Genomic DNA, 19,850 nt, shown 5'->3' with positions numbered 1-19,850 from the left:
AAGATGACATTTTTGTCATAAACCGCAATCAGATTAAAAACGAAGTGAAAGATCAATAAGAGCTAAAACCAGATTAAATAATCATTATCTTTACTTCCATTAAACTTCCCCACAAACAGCGTATCTAATAAAACAAAAAAGCGAAGTCATGTGACTTCGCTTTAGGTTCTCGCTACTTACATAGCGCAACATAAACAAGTGTAATCTTAATCACACCTCGCGTTGCTTATTCTACAGTTACCGCTTTTGCTAGGTTACGAGGTTGGTCTACGTCCGTACCTTTGATCAACGCAACGTAGTAAGACAGGAGCTGCATTGGGATCGTGTAGTAGATCGCCGCCGTGATTTCACTAACGTGTGGCATGGTGATGATCTTCATTGTCTCGTCACCTTCGAAGCCTGCATCAGCATCTGCAAATACATATAACAGACCGCCACGAGCACGCACTTCTTCAACGTTTGATTTCAGTTTCTCTAGAAGATCGTTGCTTGGTGCAACAACGACTACTGGCATGTCAGCATCAATAAGCGCTAGAGGTCCGTGTTTCAATTCCCCAGCAGCATACGCTTCTGCGTGAATGTAAGAGATCTCTTTTAGTTTTAGAGAGGCTTCCATCGCGATTGGGTAGAACTCACCACGACCTAGGAACAGTGTGTGGTGCTTATCGGCAAAGTCTGTTGCCAGCGCTTCGATCTCTTTCTCGAAAGACAGAGCAGCGTTGATTTGCTTCGGTAGTGCGTGAAGCGCTTCTACGATCTCTTTTTCTTTCTCTTTGCTGATGCGGTTTTGTTGCTTACCAAGTGCAGTCACCAGCATTAACAGTGCAGAAAGCTGAGTGGTGAACGCTTTGGTTGAAGCCACGCCAATTTCCACGCCAGCACGAGTCATGAATGCGAAGTCAGATTCACGAACCAGAGAAGAACCCGCTACGTTACAGATGGTCATTGCCGCCATGTAACCTTTCTCTTTTGCTAGGCGAAGGGCTGCTAGCGTATCGGCGGTTTCACCAGACTGAGAAAGCGTGATCAATAGGCTGTTTGGACGCGTCACAAACTTGCGGTAACGGAATTCAGACGCGATTTCTACATCACAGCTCACACCAGCAATGTCTTCGAACCAGTAACGTGCTGTCATACCTGCGTTGTAAGAGGTACCACAAGCTACGATCTGTACGTGTTCAACTTTGCTTAGGATTTCTGCCGCGTTAACACCAATCGCCTCTGTAACAACAGAATCTGCCGTAATACGACCTTCCATTGTGTTGATCAATGCTGTTGGTTGCTCGTAGATCTCTTTCTGCATGAAGTGACGGTATTGACCTTTGTCGCCCGCATCATGTTCTGCATTTGATTCAATGATTTCACGCTCTACACGCTCACCAGCTGCGTCAAATACGGTTACCTCGCGGCGAGTGATCTCAGCAACATCACCTTCTTCTAGGTACATGAAGCGGCGTGTCACGTTAAGCAACGCAAGTTGGTCAGAGGCTAGGAAGTTTTCACCCACACCGAAGCCGATTACGATAGGGCTGCCTGAACGCGCCACAACGATACGTGAAGGGTCTTTACGATCCAATGCTACCGTGCCATATGCGCCTTCAAGTTGTTTTGCTGTTTTTTGTACCGCTTCTAGTAGCGTTTCTGAAGTGCGAAGTTCCCACTCAACCATATGTGCGATAACTTCAGTATCTGTTTGAGATTCGAAGACGTAACCGCGAGATTGAAGCAGTTCACGTAGTTCTTCGTGGTTTTCGATAATGCCGTTGTGAACAACTGCGATGTCACCAGACATGTGTGGGTGTGCGTTTGCTTCTGAAGGCTCGCCGTGGGTTGCCCAACGAGTGTGTGCGATACCCGTACCACCAATCACTTTCGTTTCGTCTACCGCGTCTGCTAGCTCTTGAACTTTGCCCAGACGACGAATACGCGTAAGGTTGCTTTCGCTATCAACAATCGCGACGCCAGCAGAATCATAACCGCGGTATTCCAAGCGGCGTAAACCTTCAACCAAAATTTCTGCAACGTCTCGTTGTGCTACTGCACCTACGATTCCACACATGTGTTTATCTCCGTTTATTGTTTTGTTCTTCCCTGACCATGATTTCAAATAGAGGCAGCAAGCAAAGGCCTTTATTCGGAGGGAAGTGAAATATGAAATTGGCTATACCCAAGTTTACTTGGGCATCTATCATTAGATTAGGCGCAAATAACCTTTACGCCATGCTGTTCAATCTGTGCTTTGTGTTCTGGTTGTAACTCAGCATCGGTAACCAACACATCAATTTGCTCCCAAGCGAGTTCTAAGTTTGGGATCTTGCGCCCCACTTTTTCAGACTCGATCATGACAATGACTTCACGAGAAACTTCTGCCATGACTTTGCTTAAGCCAACCAATTCATTGAACGTTGTGGTTCCGCGCTCTAGATCAATGCCATCAGCACCAATAAACAGCTGATCAAAGTCGTAAGCTCTTAAGACCGATTCGGCGACTTTGCCTTGAAAAGACTCTGAGTGCGTATCCCAAGTACCACCTGTCATTAATAGGGTTGGTTCGCTTTCTAATTCGTTAAGCGTATTGGCCACATGCAACGAATTGGTCATTACAACCAAGCCTCTTTTGTCGTTTAATTGCTGAATCAGCGCTGCGGTCGTGCTGCCACTGTCGATCACAATTCGGTTATGATCTCGAATCAATGAGGCGGCTGCTTTTGCTAGACTTAACTTTCGACTCGAAACAATTGGACTCAATTCTTCATGGATAACTTCCGTTGGAATAGAGATTGCGCCACCATAACGGCGCAAAAGTTGTCCATTTTTCTCTAAAGAAGCTAAGTCCTTTCTAATCGTGACCTCTGAGGTTTCAAATTTCTGTGCTAGCTCATCAACGCTAACTTCCCCAAGCTCATTTACTAGGTTAGAAATGGCGTGTCTTCTTAGTTGAGTGTTTCGTTTCGACATTTACACTTTGGTTTCAAGTTTCGATTTGAAAGTTATTATAGTCAAGTCGAAACTTTCAAGTCCATTTATTTCGATCCAAAAAATTAATATTTCTCGATAAAACCTTGTCCTAAGACAATTCTTAAACAGTGATATTGGATTCATTCAGTGGTAGAATTCGCCACCGAAAAGAAAAAAAATTACAGAATTGAAGGTTATTTTTTTGCAACTTTCTGCATATAAAGTGGTATTAGTCACAAAAAGGTAACCAAAATCGCCGAACTTTTAGTCATAAAATGACTAAACTTGGTGAAAGACTTTCAGAATCTGAAGTTCCAATAATGTGGCGAAAAATCGATAGATGGCAGGCTCTAAATGTCGTCAAAACGCCTAAACTTCAGAGTAAACAACCGACTTTCAAATTGTAACAATACTTACCGGAGAGTATCTTCCATGAAAAAGACCAAAATCGTATGTACGATTGGCCCTAAAACTGAATCTGTAGAGAAGCTAACTGAACTAGTAAACGCTGGCATGAACGTTATGCGTCTTAACTTCTCTCACGGTGACTACGAAGAACACGGCACTCGTATCGCGAACTTCCGCAAAGTAATGGAAGCTACAGGCAAGCAACTTGCAATCCTTCTAGACACTAAAGGTCCAGAAATCCGTACTATCAAACTAGAAGACGGCAACGACGTTGATCTAGTAGCTGGTCAAGAATTCACTTTCACAACTGATATCTCAGTTGTAGGTAACAAAGACAAAGTTGCTGTAACTTACGCTGGTTTTGCTAACGACCTAAACGTTGGTAACACTATCCTAGTAGACGACGGTCTAATTGAAATGGAAGTGCTTGCAACTTCTGAAACTGAAGTTAAGTGTAAAGTTCTTAACAACGGTGCTCTAGGCGAAAACAAAGGTGTTAACCTTCCAGGTGTTTCTGTAAACCTACCTGCTCTATCTGAAAAAGATAAGAACGACCTTAAATTCGGTTGTGAGCAAGGCGTTGACTTCGTTGCTGCTTCTTTCATCCGTAAAGCTTCTGACGTTCAAGAAATCCGTGAAGTACTTGCTGCAAACGGCGGCGAAAACATCCACATCATCTCTAAGATCGAAAACCAAGAAGGTGTTGATAACTTCGACGAGATCCTAGAACTTTCTGACGGCATCATGGTTGCTCGTGGTGACCTAGGTGTTGAAATCCCAGCAGAAGAAGTAATCTTCGCTCAGAAGATGATGATCGAGAAGTGTAACCGTGCACGTAAGATGGTTATCACTGCGACTCAAATGCTTGATTCTATGATCAACAACCCACGTCCTACTCGTGCGGAAGCAGGCGACGTTGCTAACGCAGTAATGGACGGTACTGATGCAGTAATGCTTTCTGGTGAAACTGCTAAAGGTAAGTACCCTGTAGAAGCAGTGACTATCATGGCTCAAATCGCTAAACGTACAGACTCTGTACTAAAAGCTGAGCTAGGTTCACGTCTAGATAGCCCACGTCTTCGTATCACTGAAGCAGTATGTAAAGGCGCTGTAGACACAGCTGAAAAACTAGCTGCACCTCTTATCGTTGTTGCAACGGAAGGTGGTAAGTCTGCACGTTCAGTACGTAAGTACTTCCCAACTGCAAACATCCTAGCGCTAACGACTAACACTAAGACAGCTGCACAGCTAGTTCTAACTAAAGGTGTTACTCCAGTAGTTGTTGATTCTATCCAAAGCACTGATGCGTTCTACGTAACAGGTAAAGAGCTTGCTCTAGAATCTGGTCTAGGTAACAAAGGCGACATCGTTGTTATGGTTTCTGGTGCTCTAGTCGCTTCAGGTACAACGAACACAGCTTCTGTACACGTTCTATAAGACTGAATAATTCAATCATCAGTTAAATAAAAAAGAGGGCTTCGGCCCTCTTTTTTTATATATTTCACTTGCCCTAGTATTCAGTACGCTATATTATCAACCACAACAGAACTACGTACTGTTTAATTGTCGTCACGATAAAAATCTATGAGGTGCATGTGTCTAGCCCAACTCTTACTGATAAAGTCTCGAAAATGATTCGCCAAGACATCCTGACTGGTGACCTAAAGCCAGGTCAAAAGCTTGTTGTTGCCGAACTAAAAAATAAATACAACGTTGGGGCATCACCTATTAGAGAGGCCTTAGTACAACTATCTTGGACTAAATACGTAAAACTAGAACCACAAAAAGGTTGTTGGGTAGCTCCAGTCTGCAAAAAAGAGCTTAACGATCTTTATGACAGTCTACGTGTCGTCTCTTCAGTACTATTGAAAAAAGCGATTCTGGCTGGGGATGAAGCTTGGGAATTAGACGTACTAACCTCTTACCACAAACTGTCTCGAGTTAATTTTGATGACACTTTTTGCTGGCAAGAGTGGGAAGAGCGCCATCATCAGTTCCATGTATCGCTGTTGGAAGGTGCCGATTCTCAAAACATGTTTGAATTCTTCAGTGACTTAATTCACCAGATCAAACGCTACCGCTACTTTGCGATGCAAACCCTTAGCTCGGAAAAAGGCGCGATATTTGATATCGACGAACATGAGATGATCATGAAGCTCGTATTAGCAAAAAACATCGAAGAAGCCATGCAATTACTGGATGACCATCTACTCAAATCAATGCAGCGCATCGAATCTGTATTAGAGATTGCGTAACGCGTACTTCGTAGTAAGAGCGACTATAAATCGGGCTAATGCCCGATTTTTATGCGATATCATCTCCACTATAACAAAACGAAACGCAGTTTCTTCCGCTGCTTTTCGCTTCATAGAGCGCAATATCTGCACACTTGTAACTTCGCGTACTGTTCGCTGTTAAATCCGTATAACCAAGACTAATGGTCACGTTGAGTTCAGTATGTATCTCGACGGCAACTCTTAATCGATTCAATACAATTTCAGCTTCTTTTGCGCTGGTATGCGGCATAATGATAGCGAACTCCTCACCACCAACTCGAGCGACAAAATCGGTATTGCGTACACCTTGAAGAAGTACTCTAGAGACAAGTTTGATAACACGATCACCCTCATCATGTCCCAACTCATCATTTATACGTTTGAAGTAATCGATATCAACAAGTGCTAAGCACGCTGTCGGAGTCTCTGGGTATCGCTCTAAAATATTAGTATTCTGTGTGAGCTGCTCTTCAAACTTGCGACGATTCCAAAGCCCAGTAAGGCCATCTTTTTCACTCAACTTACGCAACTGCTCTTCGAGCTGTTTACGCTCAGAGATGTCGACGAGCGAAGTAATGTAATAACGAACCTTCCCTGATTTTGCTTTAATCGCTTGTACACGCATGATTGCAGTAAACACATGGTTGAGTTTTGTTCGACAGCGAACCTCCCCTTCCCACATATTCTCCTTACAGAGTTGCCCCCAAATCTGCAGGATATATTCAAAATCTTCAGGTAAAAAAAGTAGTTTCTGTGCATTCCACCCTTCGACTCGCTTAGCCGAATACCCCAGCATGTTCTCGAACTCTTGATTGATCATCATAATGCGATGAGAGGTATCCGTAATCATCACGGCGGTCATACCATCCAATGCCGCTCTAGCTAGTTTGGATTCAATACTAAAGCGGCGATAGTGCAGGGCAACACTGGTAATTGGTAAAGCAAACACTAACATCAAACTGAGAACAAATAATGCTTCCTGAACTAGGTCATTAATATCACGCTCAGCACGTTTTAGTAGTTTATCTTGGGGAAAATCAATAAGAAGGTGAAGTGATTCACCGCGAACAAACTCTATCGTATTAAAGACTATCAGGTGATTATCTAGATATTTATAACCAATCTTTTCCGAGCCGATGTGCTGCCATACTTTAGGATACATCAGCCCGACGTTGAAATGTGAACGATTAGGGATAATGTCACCATATAGCTTTTCGCTCTGCGAGCTAGTAACGTAAAAACCGGCTTGGTTGATTAGCTCTATATTAAAGTCACTGACGGGTGAATAGTTCAAACGAGATGACAAATATTGAACATCAATATTGAGAATAAGGTAACCATGGCGCACGCCTTCCATCACTACGGGCATAATAATGCGAACCGATGGGCTATATGGGAATACTAACGCCCCATTTTCTTGTTCTAGCTCGATACCCCATGAGCCGATTTGACCATCTTTCAAGCTCTTCGCGTATTGGAAATAACTGCGATGAGAGTGATCTTGGAGAGTGTCCGCGGCTACTGCTCTGCCTATTTTGAAATCATAATTAATACGTACATTTTCTCGCCCTTCAAGATTGAGAAAACGGATTTTCCGGTACCATTTCTGATTAACCGCAACAGAACTCCAGACTTCTTCTAAAATAGCGAGCTTTTTTGGGGTTGGATGGCGCAAGTAGTCGAAGAGACTTTGGCTGTGACCGAGTAGATCACTAATAGAAGATATTTGATCCTGAACGTTCTCATATTCACGCTCAGAGTAAGCTAACTGATGGAGCGCTTCCTTTGCCGTGCTCTCAATGTTATTCGCCAGTAAGTTTTGGTACTTCTGATAATAGTAGACGGAGATAAGCGCGCTAAAAAATAGCGTCGTCGCCAACAAAGCGCTGACTAACTTCCTGACTTTCACGCGTTCTACTACTCACATTGATTACGAAAGCAGCAATTATATCATTGTTTGTTATTTTCTAAACAAAAAGCCATCGCACAACGATGGCTTTTCTTACATGTATTGCCATTAATCACGCCTTAAGACAACGTTCTCCACGAGCAATCCCAACCACACCACTTCGCGCAACCTCAACCACTTCTGTGACTTCAGAAATAGCTTGAATGAATGCATCCAATTTCTCGCTGGTACCAGCAAGTTGTACCGTGTATTGGGAAGCCGTTACATCGACAATCTGACCACGGAAAATATCTGCGGTGCGTTTCACTTCTGCACGCGCGAATCCGCTCGCTTTCACCTTGACCATCATCAACTCACGCTCTATATGATCAAACTCGGTTACTTCTTGCACCTTAAGCACATCGATCAGCTTATGCAGTTGCTTCTGAATCTGTTCAAGCTGCATTTCATCAGAGGTCGTTGTGATGTTTAACCGTGATAGTGTTTCGTCATCCGTTGGTGATACGTTCAAAGACTCAATGTTGTAACCACGCTGAGAAAACAAACCAACAACACGAGACAAAGCACCAGGTTGGTTTTCCATTAGCAAAGAAATAATGTGTCTCATATTAAGTACGCTCCGTTTTGCTTAGCCACATCTTGTCCATACCCTCGCCTTTGATCTGCATTGGGTAAACGTGTTCGGTTTCATCTACATTGATGTCAACAAACACTAGACGATCTTTCATATCTAACGCTTTTTGTAGACCTGCTTCGAGCTGATCTGGCGTTTCGATACGAATACCGACGTGGCCATAAGCTTCTGCAATTGCTGCAAAATCAGGAACAGAACTCATGTACGAGTTAGAGTGACGACCTTGATAGATAATATCTTGCCACTGTTTAACCATGCCTAGGAATCGGTTATTTAGGTTAATTATCTTCACTGGAATATCGTATTGCATTGCAGTCGATAGTTCCTGAATGTTCATCTGGATACTGCCGTCGCCAGTCACGACAACCACTTCTTCTTCTGGCATCGCGAACTTCACGCCCATACCAGCTGGCAAACCAAAGCCCATCGTGCCTAGACCACCCGAATTAATCCAACGGCGCGGTTTATTGAATGGATAGTAAAGTGCAGCAAACATCTGATGTTGGCCGACATCCGATGCAACATAAGCATCGCCATTTGTCAGTTTGTGCAGTGTTTCAATGACTTGCTGAGGTTTAATGCGTTCTGGGGAAGTTTCATAAGCTAAACAATTACGATTACGCCATACTTGGATCTCTTCCCACCATTTAGCAATCGCGGCTTGATCGTTATTACAACTCTGCTCACTCAACAAGCCCACCATAGTTGCTAATACTTTGTCAGCAGAACCTACGATCGGCAGATCTACTTTTACGTTTTTCGATATAGAAGAAGGATCGATGTCGATATGCATCACTTTCGCGTTAGGACAGTACTTTTCTAAGTTGTTAGTAGTACGATCATCAAAACGCACACCAATACCGAAGATCAGATCCGCTTCATGCATCGCCATATTGGCTTCGTAAGTACCATGCATGCCTAACATGCCTAGAGAGTTTTTATGTGTGCCAGGGAAAGCACCTAGCCCCATCAACGTACTCACTACTGGCAAGTTTAATTGCTCTGACAACACTTGAATATATTCATGTGCACCAGAAATCACCGCACCACCACCTATGTACAGCACTGGTTTTTTCGCTTCAACTAAAGATTTTAGTGCTTTCTTTATCTGACCTTTATGACCAGACGTAGTTGGCTTATAGGAGCGCATCGAAATGCTTTCTGGATACTCGTAAGGAAGCTTGATTTGCGGATTCAAGATGTCCTTAGGCAAATCAATCACAACCGGACCAGGGCGGCCAGTCGTCGAGATGTAAAACGCTTTTTTGATCGTCTCAGGAATGTCTTCTGCTTTTTTCACAAGGAAGCTGTGTTTGACGACTGGGCGAGATACACCCACGATGTCACACTCTTGGAAGGCATCATTACCAATCAAGTTATTTGGTACGTTACCTGAAATAACGATCATTGGAATAGAGTCCATATACGCGGTTGCAATACCTGTGATGGTATTGGTCGCGCCAGGACCTGAACATACCAGTACTACACCTGGCTTGCCCGTTGCTCGTGCATAACCATCTGCCATATGGGTAGCGGCTTGTTCGTGTCGTACTAGTACGTGTTTTATTTGGTCGGTTTTCGCGTGTAGTGCATCGTAGATATCCAAAACGGATCCACCAGGATAACCAAAGATTTGCTCTACGCTCTCTTCGATCAAAGACTGCACTACCATCTCTGCGCCTGACAACATTGCTGTCATAATTGCTCTCCTTAACCAGTTATCCTCTCCGTAAGGCCAACGGTTTGGGCTGGTTTTTACATAGTCTAGGTCTTATTCGTAGCCTAATAGAAATACTTCCACTTTTTCAGCTATGTCTTACGCCTGTCATAACAACACGTAAGGTAACTCAACAAATGTAACGTTTTATTATCAACAGGTCTAATGAGAGTTAAATCAAACTTTAAACAAGATGCTGTAAATTAGAACAAAGACAGGGTTAGACGCTAGCAGAAGACACTCACTCAGAATAAAAACAGATACCGCGATAAAATAAAGTGAATAATTTCATTCAAAAGAAGAGTTTTGAGCACACTTCTCTCTACAAAGTTTAAGAATAGGATTGAGCGACAGGTATAAAAAATCCCCAGTCACACAACAGTAGGCGACTGGGGATATTTTCATCAATCTGAAATCTAAGTTATCTCGAGTTACTTTTTATCAGACTTTTCGTTGTACATTTCTTCGATTTCGTCTTGGTATTTGTCATTAATGACTTTACGGCGAAGTTTTTGTGTTGGGGTCAACTCACCATCATCCATAGAGAAAGCTTTTGGTAACAATTTGAATTTCTTAACTTGTTCAAACTTAGCCAGTTCTTTCTGCAGGTCATTCACTCGCTTCTCAAGCATCTCCACAATCTGGTGATGTTTAATAAGCTCAACACGATCGTGGTAAGCAATGTTGAGTTCTTTAGCGTACTCTTCTAGTGAGTCATAACAAGGAACAATCAAAGCAGATACGAATTTACGAGTGTCAGCAATCACGGCGATCTGTTCGATAAAGTGATCTTTCCCGATCGCGCCTTCTACCACTTGCGGAGCAATGTATTTGCCGTTGGAGGTCTTCATTAACTCTTTTATACGGTCAGTAATGAACAGATTACCATTTTCATCAATGTAGCCCGCATCACCCGTTTTCAAGAAGCCATGCTCGTCGAATGTCTTCTCGGTCTCTTCTGGCATTTTGTAGTAACCACGCATTACCATTGGACCACGAACCAAGATCTCGTTGTTTTCGCCGATCTTAACTTGTGCGCCCGGCATTGCCATACCGATAGAGCTTGGGTCAAAGCATTGGTCATCCCAACATGAAACCGTTGCCGTGGTTTCTGTCATTCCGTAGCCAAGTTTTACGTTGATACCGATAGCATGGAAAAAGCGACCAATGGTCTCATCCAACTTCGCACCACCACATGGCATGAAGTTAATGCGACCACCTAGCAATGCGCGTAGCTTGCCCAGAACCAGTTTGTCTGCCAAAGCATATGACTTACGTAGCATCAGTGATGGTTTACGCTTCTCTTGATGACAAGCCGCCATCTTCGCGCCCATGTTCACTGCCCAAGTAAACATCACTTTACGGTGGATTGGTGCTCGCGATACTTTTTCATGAATCGCTGAGAAGATCTTTTCGTAAAAACGAGGAACTGCACTCATGACTGTTGGACGCACTTCACTCAGCGCATCACGCACTTGCATGGTGTCTTGTAGGTAGCAGTTAGTGCCGCCTTTGTAGAGCACGTAGAATGTCCACGCACGCTCAAATACATGTGACAACGGTAAGAAACACAGCGATACGTCATCTTCAGTCAGGCTCAAACGCTCATCGTGGCCTTCAAGCTGAGCTGAGATGTTGGCGTAATCCAACATAACGCCTTTTGGCTGACCCGTTGTACCAGACGTGTAAATCAGCGTAAGCAGATCCTCTTCTTGCGCCTGTTCTAAACGAGAAGCTAATTCTAGTTGATGACTATCATCACCTTTTGCGACGAAGTCTTGCCAAGTCATTGCAAAAGCATGCTCGCCAAGCTCGATATCGTCAGACATCGCTACGACCAGCTCAAGCTGCTTACATTCATCGAAAATACTGACCGCAGCATCAAATTGCGGCTGCTCACCAACAAACAGCACTTTGACATCGGCGTTATCAATAATGTAAGCCGACTGTGCAGCGGTGTTGGTCGGGTAGATAGGAACAGTCACACCACGCAATTGCAACGCTGCAAAATCAGCGATAGTCCATTGTGGCATGTTGTTCGAGAAGATACCGATCTTATCTTGAACGCCCAATCCTTGAGCCAAAAGTGCAAGTGACAAAGCATCTACTTGCTGCCCAAACTGCTCCCAAGTAATACCCTGCCATACATCACCCACTTTATGTTTGAGTGCAACACGGGTACCACCTTTCGCAATTTGTTCACGAATACGTTTAACGATATGAAAATCTAACTTGGCCATTCTCTACATTACCTTTTGGCTTACAGGCGTAAGCTATTTGAGCGAACAAGTGTAACCTCGACGCCTAAAAACGCAACTGACCATTATCAAACTTATCATTATTAAGAGAGCACTATCACTAACGAGAGCTTAGCACGTCTTTAACTGTTGAAGGTTTAATCAACTTAAGTCGCTGTTTCAACTATCAATTGGCAGAAATAAAAAGACCCCGAAAGACGACAGTCTCTCGGGGCCAAGGAATTGTAAAAATTGATGATTACAAATCCAGTCTGACCAGTTAGTCAGGCTAAAAATTCAGCTTATTTAAGCGCAACAACTTCGCCACAAGTAATCATAAGTTGATCACGTAGCCAGATGTGGCCTTTATCTTTCTCGCTTGATTCGTGCCAGCTTAGGTAACCACTGATTTCTTTGTTTTCAAATGGGAAATCTAGGATTTGTAGTTGGTCGCTGTTTACTGCGTTTTCAGCCATCCAACGTGGTGCAATAGTCACAAGCTCAGATTGGCTTACTACGTATAGTAGGTTGCTTAGGCTTGAACCTTCGTAGGCTGCTTGGCAATCAAGCTCACGGTACGCTTGCTCAGAGAAGCTACGTTGACCATGTACGCGTGATAGTTTTGCGTGTTTCTCATTGATCAGTAGCTCTGCAGAGACACCGCCTTGGATGCGAGGGTGTGTCTTAGAAGCAATCACAACCAGTTCATCTTTGAAGATTTCAGTGCTTGAGAAACCTTGATCATCAAAACGTGCGTAATCAATTACAAAATCGATTTCTTGGTAGCGCATACGCTCAGATAGAAGGCGATCAAACTCTGCGTCCAAATGAAGTTGTACGCTTGGAGCTTGTTCATTAATGCTCGCCATAATTTTAGGTGCGAATCGCATATCACACGGGCTACAAATCGCCAGTTTAAATAGACGAGTCGAAGACTCAGGTTGGAACACTGAGCTTGGTAATTCGTTACGAATAAGTTGTAGAGCTTGGCGGATTGGGCCAAACAGTTGGCGAGCGCGTTGTGTTGGCTGAATACCACGCCCCTGACGCATAAATAATTCATCGTTGAACATCACTTTTAGACGTGCAACGGCATTACTAACCGCTGGTTGTGACATACCCAGGTTATGTGCTGCTCGGGTAATATTCTGCTCTTGCATTACGGCATCAAAAACCGTTAATAGGTTCAGATCCACCCCACGTAGGGTACTTTCCATACGGTAGCTTGCAATTGCGCTCATCGCGTCTTTTTTCTCTAACATTGAGTGCGCCTCTTGTGTAATCGTCAATTTGGTTCAGTGAATTCTTATTAAATATGGACTCAAGTTTACGCACCATTTGCACTCATTGAGCTCTCACATATTTAACGAATAGAAAACCGATTTATTATTATATTTATCGTCCGGATAGTTCCGGCTCGACCCGTACTATCAACTAATCAATCATGGTTTATCAACTAGATTGATATTTAATCACTATATTTTAGCCCATTTATTATTTAGTCATTTTAAATCAATAACTTAATAAAAATATAAAAAACCATAAAAAAGCCAAAACAGGAAAATATAGCAACCTATTGAGGAGGGTTATGGCTAACGAGTAGCCGAGGAAGAGAAATTGACTACAGATATTAATCCAGCACTCTTCTACAAATCTGGAGTTATAGTTTCGATGTAAATCTCGACAGTTAAGTCAGATCATAACCAATTTGTTCAACCTAGATATATATGCAGGACAGGAGTAATTCTCACTAACTGAGATAAGGTGGACAAAAGAGACACTTTTTCAACCTATTTGATGAATGATAAAAAGCACAAATATATTAAAGAAAAAAACCAGAAGAGTTCATTACTGATGAGCTGTATTGACTGATTGTGGTAATCAATTAGCTAAAGAGAAACTTCCGAATAACTGGGGAATTCCACTTTCTCCCATAACTGCTTCGCAAGAGATTCTTGTGAGTCCCAAACACCCTGAACCACCCATTCTGCAATCGCTCTGGCTACATCCGGGTAATGAATACTTTCAGCTTGTTCCTCACCTAGCCATTGCCTCACCGTCGCAACATCTAAAGCATCCATAGAATATGCAAGACCTAACGCTTCCAATGTTGCAACATTGCTTTGTTGTTCGAACTGTCCAGAGAGAGGCTTGAGTAATAGTTTCTTTCCTAAAGAGAGCGCCTCCGATGGCAACTCAAAACCACCATTCGCAATCACTCCCATGCAACGCTGGAGATGGTGTTGAAAGTCAGTATGACTCAACGGTCTCAACTCAACATTTTCAATACGTTCATCTTCAATAACATCAGGGTGATAACAGATGAACGCTTGTTGATTGAAGTGAAACAACAAATCACAGATATCTTCTATTGATTCAAACGGTAAATACACTAAAACAAAGTCTTGATTATCGCTTGTACGCTCAAGCGTATGAACAATAGGCGGCAAGATGGGTTGCTCGAAATGATACCAATGCAATCCAAGCTGATACCGCGATGGTGCAAAATGCTTAATCATCGACTTATCAAGCCAATTTGCGCCCTTTGACGGCACTTTGTAGCGGAATGCATTCTGATGGCTAATACCTATGCAAGGTGTATTTTGCTGGCGCGCTGCCCATGCCGAAACTGGCTCAAAGTCATTGATAACCAAATCATAAGACGACAGGTCAAGCTGCTTTACCTCTTTGAGAAACTGAAAAAAGTTGGTACTCAATGCCGTTTTGACGTAATTGACTGATCCCTTTTCAGTAATAAAGGAGAAGCCTCGGCGAGTTTGATAGTCGCCAAATGACTCCATTGAAAAGTACTTCTCAGGATCACGACCAGAAAATAAAAAATCAACCTGCACATCATAAGGCTTAAAGGCTTCACTCATGGCTCTTGCTCGCGCGATATGACCATTTCCCGTCCCTTGAACACCATAAAGTATTTTCATGAATTAACCTCCTACGAGAGCAATAGCAAGCGAACCACACATGCTGCCTAGCAGTGCTCCAATAATGATATCGGAAAAGAAATGCACACCGAGCAATATACGCGAGACTCCAATCAAGCTAGCCCAAGCAACAGCAAACACGCCTAACTCAGGATAGAAATGGTTGATAAGCGTAGCCATCAAAAATCCAGCTGCGGTATGACCAGAAGGTAAGCTGTAACGATCAGAAGGAGTGATAAAAGTAGGCAGTAAAGCACTTAACTCTTCAGGGCGACGTCGCTTAAAACTATTTTTCAACATCCAGTAAATGGGCAACTCGATGGCAAACGCGGCCAACCCAGCAAATAAGAACCAATGACCATGTTGCTTATCAAGAAGCCAAGCTAATAGACCTAGCACTATGTAGAGGTGGCCATCACCACTGTGGGAAACACCTTTACTAATATTGGCGACTTGCTGATTAAACCTGTGTTGCAAACACATACTAGAAAACGCCAAATCAAATTTGGCGATACTTGCGAATGGCAGTGTGATTGTTTCTAAAGCTCGCATGTCACTTTCCTCAACTTTTGTAATACAAAAGCTAAGTGCGTAACGTGACAACTACATGACGAGAAATTGGACAATTAATGACACGTAACTTGGGAGGCAGAAGTTATACAAAAAGCTCGGTGACGACGGAGGCTATCACACGAGCTTTGTTAGGGAGTTTAGTTAATAAAGTTAGGACTGATTTTCAGCAGCTACTGGGGCATCGATATACCAGATTTTTCTCTCCTTACGACACGCTCGAAGTGAGCCCGTGGTAATTTGCTCATTCTTGGATAGCTCATAACTCAAATCACGACAAGTGTAGCTACCAACTAATTCATTTTTACCCTGTTCGGTTGGCACTGAACTACTGTTTAACAGTGGATTAGGCTTAATCGATAAAATATCTCTATTCACCACATTACTACGAGCATAGTCTTTGTGCACATAACCTCTAATCATGCCTTGTTGCTCAACCAGTAACCACGGTTCGCCTTCCACTTTCGCTAATGCGTTAAAGACCTCACCTTTAACCAACTCCCCAAGCTTTTCTCCTTTTAGGCTCGGTTTCGCACGCAAGTTGAGGGTGGTCTTAGAGCGATAAGATACATCCATAAATTCAAGCGTATTTGAAGTATCTACGCCCTCGACGATAGGACGACTGATTCCAACTTCCTTCCATTGATTAGGCTTAACACGGATCTTCCACCAAGAGAAAGTATCTGGATCTTTACCTTTAAATTTGTCGCGACTGTCCGACTCTAATGCCACCAACATTTGATTTAAGAATGATTCACGCCCATCTTCACTCAAATATCGATCCATTTGATCATTAATAGCTAGCACGCACTGAGTATGATCGCCAGCCATCACCGAAGTCGTCGTTTCTGTATGTGAGCCGAACTGAAGTAGTTGGCACCCAGATAAAGAAACCACTGCTAGAGCGAGCGTCGAACGTCCAAGTTGTTTCGCAAAATCCATGAGCCTCTAACCTATATTGCCTCTAAGTCTATAAATGCTACAGCTTTACTATAAAACGCCATGATGAAAACTCGCTAACCAATTGACTCCTTTGTGTGATAGCTCGCAAAGCGTGCGGTATAAAATGGATGAGAATAACGCTTTGATCGTGATCTTCATCGCTAGGCAATACCTGTAGCACGACAAAGTTGCAGAATTAACTAGAGTAGAACTCTCTTTAGTACTCATTAGGCAAATCACTCATCCGATATGAATAAAAAATCGACTTTAGGGTTGACGTGTTCCATTGAGTGCGGTACTAATTTGTTAACTTAATTTTGTGGAATGCTTAACAACTATGTCAGCACATTTTTCTATCCTGCTTAGCCTCCTCCTGATCGTGACCAATTCGCGCGGGTAGGCTGTGGAAGAAAAATAACCACACCAATTTCTAAGAAACCCGCATGCAAATGCGGGTTTTTTTATATCTAAATACCGGAAGTAAACGATTAAATTGCACGAAAAGTGCAGAAATCATGAAGGAAGCAAACATGAACGATCAGGTCATTATATTCGACACCACATTGCGTGATGGCGAACAAGCGTTGTCAGCAAGCTTGACGGTTAAAGAAAAACTGCAGATTGCCTATGCGCTGGAAAGGCTCGGCGTTGATGTCATTGAGGCAGGTTTTCCTGTTTCTTCTCCGGGTGATTTCGAGTCCGTACAAACCATCGCAAAACACATTAAAAACAGCCGAGTTTGTGCCCTTTCGCGTGCCGTTGCGAAAGACATCGATGCTGCCGCTGAAGCACTAAAAGTCGCAGACGCATTCCGAATCCACACTTTCATCTCAACTTCGACTGTTCACGTTCAAGACAAACTACGCCGTAGTTACGACGATGTTGTAGAAATGGGCGTGAAAGCCGTAAAACACGCACGTAACTACACCGATGACGTGGAGTTTTCTTGTGAAGATGCCGGTCGCACCCCAATCGACAACCTATGTCGCATGGTTGAAGCCGCTATCGATGCTGGCGCAAGTACAATCAATATCCCTGATACCGTTGGCTACACAGTACCAAGTGAATTTGGCGGCATCATTGAGACGCTATTCAACCGCGTACCAAACATCGACAAGGCGATCATCTCGGTTCACTGTCACGATGACTTGGGCATGTCTGTTGCCAACTCTATTGCAGCGGTTCAAGCAGGCGCTCGACAAGTAGAAGGCACCATCAACGGTATTGGTGAGCGTGCGGGTAACTGTTCTCTTGAAGAAATCGCGATGATCCTAAAAACACGCCAAGAATTCATGGGTGTGCATACGGGTCTAAAACACGACGAGATCCATCGCACCAGCAAGTTGGTCAGCCAGCTTTGTAACATGCCAATCCAGAGCAACAAAGCAATCGTTGGTGCCAACGCATTCAGCCATTCTTCAGGTATCCACCAAGATGGTATGTTAAAGAACAAAAACACTTACGAGATCATGACGCCTGAGTCGATTGGCCTTAAGAACCAAGCATTGAATCTAACCAGTCGTAGTGGTCGCGCTGCGGTGAAAAGCCACATGGACGCAATGGGCTACAAAGAAGAAGAGTACAACCTAGATGCGCTGTACGAAGACTTCTTGAAACTTGCTGACCGCAAAGGCCAAGTATTTGACTACGATCTAGAAGCGCTAATGCACTTCTCAAACTTGCGTGAAGAAGATGACTTCTACAAGTTGAACTACCTAAGCGTGCAATCTGGCAGCGTAATGGCCACCACCAGCGTCAAGATGCAATGCGGCGATAAGGAAATGTGTGAAGCTGCCGTCGGTAATGGTCCGGTTGATGCGCTATACCAATGTATCTACCGCGTGACTGGTTACGAGATCGTCCTAGACAAGTTCGACCTAACCGCAAAAGGCGAAGGTGAAGATGGCCTAGGTCAAGCAGATATCATCGCCAACTACAAAGGCCGTAAGTACCACGGTACGGGCGTTTCCACCGACATTGTAGAAGCTTCTGGTCAAGCGCTATTGCACGTCATCAACAGCATCCACCGTGCCGATAAAATTGAAGAAATGAAGCAAAAGAAAATCGCGACCGTTTAATGTGATTCATTGGAGTCTGAACCACAACTCAGATACCAACCAAATTCGTTTAGATAAGCTCAAAATTTATAAAATATTAAAGGATTAACATGACAGACAAATCATACAAAATTGCCGTTTTACCAGGCGACGGCATCGGCCCAGAAGTAATGGCGCAAGCACATAAAGTGTTGGATGCAATCGAAAAGAAGCACGGCATTGCGTTTGAGCGTGACGAGCACGATGTAGGTGGTATCGCGATCGATAATCACGGCTGTCCACTTCCAGAAAGTACAGTAAAAGCGTGTGAAGAGTCTGATGCAGTTCTATTCGGTTCAGTTGGCGGGCCTAAGTGGGAACACCTACCACCAAATGATCAACCTGAACGCGGTGCCCTACTTCCGCTACGTAAACACTTCCAATTGTTTTGTAATCTACGCCCAGCACAAATTCACTCAGGTCTTGAAGCCTTCTCACCACTACGTGCCGACATCTCAGGTCGCGGTTTTGACATCGTGGTAGTCCGTGAACTGACAGGCGGTATCTACTTCGGTCAACCAAAAGGCCGCGAAGGTGAAGGTCCAACAGAGAAAGCCTTCGACACTGAGGTGTACCATCGCTTTGAGATCGAACGTATTGCAAAAATTGCCTTCGAGTCTGCTCGTCTACGTCGCAAGAAAGTTTGCTCAATCGACAAAGCGAACGTTCTACAAAGCTCTATTCTATGGCGTGAAGTGGTCGAAGAGATCGCAAAAGATTACCCAGATGTTGAGCTGTCACACATGTACATTGATAACGCAACTATGCAACTTATCAAAGACCCAGCTCAGTTCGACGTAATGCTGTGTTCGAACATCTTCGGCGACATCATTTCTGATGAGTGCGCGATGATCACTGGCTCTATGGGTATGTTGCCTTCAGCAAGCCTAAACGAAAGTAAATTTGGTCTGTACGAGCCAGCAGGCGGCAGTGCTCCAGATATCGCAGGTAAGAACATCGCCAACCCAGTAGCACAAATCCTATCAGCAGCCCTGATGTTGCGTTACAGCCTAGGTGAAGAAACGGCGGCACAAGACATCGAAACGGCAGTTTCAAAAGCGCTATCAGCAGGTGAACTAACAGGCGACCTTGCCGGTAACAACCCAGCACTTTCGACGTCTGAGATGGGCGATAAGATCGCTGAGTACATCTTAAATTCGTAAT

At 43.7% G+C, this 19,850-nt stretch carries 14 protein-coding genes; 4 read left to right on the top strand and 10 right to left on the bottom strand.

Annotated features, from left to right (window positions below; all coding sequences use genetic code 11):
- Positions 1–226 precede the first annotated feature (226 nt).
- Positions 227–2,059, bottom strand: a complete 1,833-nt coding sequence (gene glmS / locus ACTS60_RS19880; RefSeq protein ID WP_440889670.1) for a glutamine--fructose-6-phosphate transaminase (isomerizing) — start codon at positions 2,057–2,059, stop codon at positions 227–229.
- 137 nt (positions 2,060–2,196) lie between these two features.
- Entirely contained in the window at positions 2,197–2,958 is a 762-nt protein-coding gene (locus ACTS60_RS19875) for a DeoR/GlpR family DNA-binding transcription regulator (RefSeq protein ID WP_440889669.1), read from the bottom strand.
- A 432-nt stretch (positions 2,959–3,390) separates the two neighbouring features.
- Between ACTS60_RS19875 and pykF the strand changes: the two genes are divergently transcribed.
- Together pykF and ACTS60_RS19865 are read left to right on the top strand one after the other, a co-directional pair.
- The gene (gene pykF / locus ACTS60_RS19870; RefSeq protein ID WP_440889668.1) at positions 3,391–4,803 is read left to right on the top strand and encodes a pyruvate kinase PykF; all 1,413 of its coding nucleotides are present in this window, start codon (positions 3,391–3,393) and stop codon (positions 4,801–4,803) included.
- Between the two features lie 158 nt (positions 4,804–4,961).
- Positions 4,962–5,621: a GntR family transcriptional regulator gene (locus ACTS60_RS19865; RefSeq protein WP_440889667.1), complete on the top strand. Its 660-nt coding sequence runs from the start codon at positions 4,962–4,964 to the stop codon at positions 5,619–5,621.
- Between the two features lie 49 nt (positions 5,622–5,670).
- Here ACTS60_RS19865 and ACTS60_RS19860 read toward each other — a convergent pair whose 3' ends face one another.
- From ACTS60_RS19860 to ACTS60_RS19825, 8 genes are all read right to left on the bottom strand, one after another.
- Positions 5,671–7,551 (bottom strand): diguanylate cyclase, encoded by a 1,881-nt coding sequence (locus ACTS60_RS19860; RefSeq protein ID WP_440889666.1) that lies wholly within the window; start codon positions 7,549–7,551, stop codon positions 5,671–5,673.
- Positions 7,552–7,663: 112 nt separating this feature from the next.
- Positions 7,664–8,158, bottom strand: a complete 495-nt coding sequence (gene ilvN, locus ACTS60_RS19855) for an acetolactate synthase small subunit (RefSeq protein ID WP_440889665.1) — start codon at positions 8,156–8,158, stop codon at positions 7,664–7,666.
- Between the two features lies 1 nt (position 8,159).
- A complete protein-coding gene (locus tag ACTS60_RS19850) occupies positions 8,160–9,884 on the bottom strand; it encodes an acetolactate synthase 3 large subunit (RefSeq protein WP_440889664.1) in 1,725 nt (574 codons plus the stop codon).
- A 449-nt stretch (positions 9,885–10,333) separates the two neighbouring features.
- Positions 10,334–12,142, bottom strand: coding sequence for an AMP-dependent synthetase/ligase (locus tag ACTS60_RS19845; protein ID WP_440889663.1), 1,809 nt, complete (start codon positions 12,140–12,142; stop codon positions 10,334–10,336).
- Between the two features lie 299 nt (positions 12,143–12,441).
- A complete protein-coding gene (calR, locus tag ACTS60_RS19840; protein ID WP_440889662.1) occupies positions 12,442–13,401 on the bottom strand; it encodes a LysR family transcriptional regulator CalR in 960 nt (319 codons plus the stop codon).
- A gap of 627 nt (positions 13,402–14,028) precedes the next feature.
- A complete protein-coding gene (locus ACTS60_RS19835; protein ID WP_440889661.1) occupies positions 14,029–15,078 on the bottom strand; it encodes an MJ1255/VC2487 family glycosyltransferase in 1,050 nt (349 codons plus the stop codon).
- A 3-nt stretch (positions 15,079–15,081) separates the two neighbouring features.
- Positions 15,082–15,630: a phosphatase PAP2 family protein gene (locus tag ACTS60_RS19830; RefSeq protein ID WP_440889660.1), complete on the bottom strand. Its 549-nt coding sequence runs from the start codon at positions 15,628–15,630 to the stop codon at positions 15,082–15,084.
- A gap of 171 nt (positions 15,631–15,801) precedes the next feature.
- Positions 15,802–16,590, bottom strand: coding sequence for an SH3 domain-containing protein (locus ACTS60_RS19825; protein ID WP_440889659.1), 789 nt, complete (start codon positions 16,588–16,590; stop codon positions 15,802–15,804).
- 530 nt (positions 16,591–17,120) lie between these two features.
- On the opposite strand from ACTS60_RS19825, the gene leuA reads away from it, so the two are divergent.
- Both leuA and leuB read left to right on the top strand, forming a co-directional pair.
- On the top strand, positions 17,121–18,668 hold the full coding sequence (gene leuA / locus ACTS60_RS19820; protein ID WP_440889658.1) for a 2-isopropylmalate synthase: 1,548 nt from the start codon (positions 17,121–17,123) through the stop codon (positions 18,666–18,668).
- Between the two features lie 89 nt (positions 18,669–18,757).
- Positions 18,758–19,849: a 3-isopropylmalate dehydrogenase gene (leuB, locus tag ACTS60_RS19815; protein ID WP_440889657.1), complete on the top strand. Its 1,092-nt coding sequence runs from the start codon at positions 18,758–18,760 to the stop codon at positions 19,847–19,849.
- The last annotated feature ends 1 nt before the right edge of the window (position 19,850 follow it).

The organism is Vibrio sp. WZ-1, from assembly GCF_052037695.1.
Lineage (GTDB): Bacteria > Pseudomonadota > Gammaproteobacteria > Enterobacterales > Vibrionaceae > Vibrio.
This window is presented reverse-complemented; position numbering and strand designations above follow the sequence as displayed.

Bases quoted from the DNA above. Each gene is read 5' to 3' on its own strand.
- glmS (WP_440889670.1), bottom strand. From the start codon at position 2,059: ATGTGTGGAATCGTAGGTGCAGTAGCACAACGAGACGTTGCAGAAATT.
- ACTS60_RS19875 (WP_440889669.1), bottom strand. From the start codon at position 2,958: ATGTCGAAACGAAACACTCAACTAAGAAGACACGCCATTTCTAACCTA.
- pykF (WP_440889668.1), top strand. From the start codon at position 3,391: ATGAAAAAGACCAAAATCGTATGTACGATTGGCCCTAAAACTGAATCT.
- ilvN (WP_440889665.1), bottom strand. From the start codon at position 8,158: ATGAGACACATTATTTCTTTGCTAATGGAAAACCAACCTGGTGCTTTG.
- ACTS60_RS19850 (WP_440889664.1), bottom strand. From the start codon at position 9,884: ATGACAGCAATGTTGTCAGGCGCAGAGATGGTAGTGCAGTCTTTGATC.
- ACTS60_RS19845 (WP_440889663.1), bottom strand. From the start codon at position 12,142: ATGGCCAAGTTAGATTTTCATATCGTTAAACGTATTCGTGAACAAATT.
- calR (WP_440889662.1), bottom strand. From the start codon at position 13,401: ATGTTAGAGAAAAAAGACGCGATGAGCGCAATTGCAAGCTACCGTATG.
- ACTS60_RS19835 (WP_440889661.1), bottom strand. From the start codon at position 15,078: ATGAAAATACTTTATGGTGTTCAAGGGACGGGAAATGGTCATATCGCG.
- ACTS60_RS19830 (WP_440889660.1), bottom strand. From the start codon at position 15,630: ATGCGAGCTTTAGAAACAATCACACTGCCATTCGCAAGTATCGCCAAA.
- ACTS60_RS19825 (WP_440889659.1), bottom strand. From the start codon at position 16,590: ATGGATTTTGCGAAACAACTTGGACGTTCGACGCTCGCTCTAGCAGTG.
- leuA (WP_440889658.1), top strand. From the start codon at position 17,121: ATGAACGATCAGGTCATTATATTCGACACCACATTGCGTGATGGCGAA.
- leuB (WP_440889657.1), top strand. From the start codon at position 18,758: ATGACAGACAAATCATACAAAATTGCCGTTTTACCAGGCGACGGCATC.